This window comes from Thermogutta sp. (assembly GCF_014359955.1).
Lineage (GTDB): Bacteria > Planctomycetota > Planctomycetia > Pirellulales > Thermoguttaceae > Thermogutta.
Window position 1 is genome coordinate 1 of the sequence record NZ_JACIYL010000655.1, and the last position, 2,552, is coordinate 2,552.

2 protein-coding genes are annotated in these 2,552 nt (G+C 55.6%); one reads left to right on the top strand and one right to left on the bottom strand.

Annotated features, from left to right (window positions below; all coding sequences use genetic code 11):
* Positions 1-1,513 (bottom strand): sulfatase (locus H5U08_RS15500; RefSeq protein ID WP_297035056.1); only part of this gene is annotated, 1,513 nt, incomplete at its 3' end.
* 339 nt (positions 1,514-1,852) lie between these two features.
* On the opposite strand from H5U08_RS15500, the gene H5U08_RS15505 reads away from it, so the two are divergent.
* The coding region (locus H5U08_RS15505; RefSeq protein WP_297035058.1) for an FAD-dependent oxidoreductase at positions 1,853-2,552 on the top strand (700 nt) is incomplete at its 3' end.

The following is a 2,552-nucleotide window of genomic DNA, read 5'->3' on the forward strand; positions in this document are numbered from 1 at the left end:
CGGGATCTTGAAGACCCTGAACAAGTTTATCAACGGCATCTGACTTCAGATCCGAGGCCAATTCCGCCATTTGGAGAATTCGCTCTAACGGATACTCCTTGCTCTGACCATACCGGTACGGCGACCCACTACCAGCGCGGGTATGAATTTCGTCCTCTGGTAGAAAACCAACATCGCGAGTTTCCAGGATATGCTCGCGAAGGACGGTGCGCAGCTCTTTCAGCTTCTCCTGGTAGGCGGGATTGTCGGCGAGGTTGTGAACTTCGTCGGGATCCGTTGCGAGGTCGTAAAGTTCCTCGGTGGCTTTGGGGACCTGCCAGAAGTAGGCCTGTTCCGGGGTGAGCTTCCCCTCATCGAACAGTTGCTTCCATACTCGCGTGGTGGGAGTTTCGAACATATATTCGACGTGCTGACCCCAGGGAAGATGGGGCATGAAATTCCGAATGTAAACAAATCGCCCATCCGTAACACTGCGAACCAGGTCGTAGCGTTCATCCATCCGACCGCGCAGACCGAACAGATACGCAGACGGTTCCGCAGCGTAAACGCCGAGAAATGGCCGTCCCTGCATATAGGCGGGCGGTTTGATTCCCACAAGGCTGAGAAGTGTGGGGCCGAGATCCACAAACGACACGAGCCGGGACGACCGTCCACCCGGCTTGTAGTCTGGCGGGGCCAGATGTTGAAATTTCGGCGGGATATAAACAATGAGCGGTACCTGAAGCCCCGAATTATAAGGACATCGTTTACATCGCGGCATTCCCGGCCCGTGATCCCCATAGAAAAATACAATCGTATCGTCCGCCAGGCCCGCCTCTTCTAATTCTTTCAGTTTTTCTCCGGCCATGCGGTCCATGGTCGTGATATTGTCGTAATACTGGGCCCAATCCTGTCGCACTTCGATCGTATCAGGATGGTACGTGGGGACGCGGACCTTGGCGGGATCGTGAATCCATTCGTGGGGGCGTCGCCGCACCTGGCTTTCGTGAGTTACGGTGAAGTTGAAGATGGCAAAAAACGGCTGACCGGGCTGCCGATTCTTCCAGTGTGCCTTGTTCGATGACTCGTCCCATACCTGACCGGGTTTTTCAAGGTTGTAATCTTCTTTGCTGTTATTCGTGCAGTAGTAACCCGCTTCTCGCAGAAATTGGGGATAGAACTTGGTGCCTTCTGGTGGTGTGATCAGGCTCCGCATGTGTTCTGACCCCGTACTGCTCGGATACATTCCCGAGATGATGGCCGTTCGGGCAGGGGCACAGACGGGTGCCGTGGACCACGCCCGGGTGTAAATCGTGCCCTTGGCTGCGAGCCGGTCCAGATTGGGCGTATCGGCGTACGAATCACCGTAGCAGCCGAGGTGGGGACCGATATCCTCGCAGGTGATCCACAGGATGTTGGGCCGGGACTGCTCGGCCGCTTGACCGACAGCGTCGGGCACCATTCCGGTGGTCCACCACAATACTCCGACAACCGTCGCCCAGGTTTTCCACCATCTGTCGCAGTTCATCATCATGACCTCCCCAGATTCGAGCTGACCTTCCCCAGAACGGTTACCGCTGTTTCGAGCTTTTCCATGATGTAAAACGCCACGGAGGTTAATTTCGGCCCGTGTGTCAGGGGCATGAGTAATATCCTGAAAGCCGATTCATCCAAAGCGGCGGCCGCTTTTCTCACCGGGAGGCTTTCTATAGTGTGAGTCGGAGAAGAATTCATTGCAACAGGATGCACAGGTTAAAGTACCATGAACGCCCCGATTTACATGCTGGTGAGCCCGCGCAGAATTTGTTATCATGGCAACTCACGCGAGTGTTTTTCCCCGGAATCAGCGTGACAATACAGGTGGAGAGTTTCCATGATGGCATGGCTTCGGCTGCTTGGGGTATTTGGTGTCCTCACCCTGGTTGAGTGGACCGGTGTTTCGGCAGAACAGAGTATCTATCAATACGACATTGTCGTCTACGGCGGCACTTCGGCGGGTGTGATGGCTGCCGTTGAGGCCCGCATGCTGGGCCGGAGCGTGGCGATTGTCTGTCCCGAGAAACATCTCGGTGGGATGTCCAGCAGTGGTCTGGGCTGGACTGATACCGGCAATAAAGCTGTGATCGGCGGGCTCGCTCGGGAGTTTTACCACCGTATTTGGAAACATTATCAAAAGCCGGAAGCCTGGAAGTGGCAGAAACGGGAGGAATACGGCAATCGGGGGCAGGGGACTCCGGCGATCGACGGTGAACGCCGCACGATGTGGATTTTCGAACCTCACGTCGCGGAAGCGGTTTTCGAAGATTTTGTCCGTGAATATTCAATCCCCACTTTTCGGGACGAGTGGCTGGATCGGGAAAAGGGCGTCGTGAAACAAGAGGGGCGAATCCGCACGATTCGGATGCTGAGTGGAAAGGTGTTCGCCGCAACGGTGTTCATCGACGCCACATACGAGGGAGACCTCATGGCCGCGGCGGGATGTCGGTATCGCGTGGGGCGGGAGTCCCAGAAAGAATATGGTGAGAAATGGGCGGGTGTGCAAATCGGGGTTCTCCATCATCGCCATCATTTTG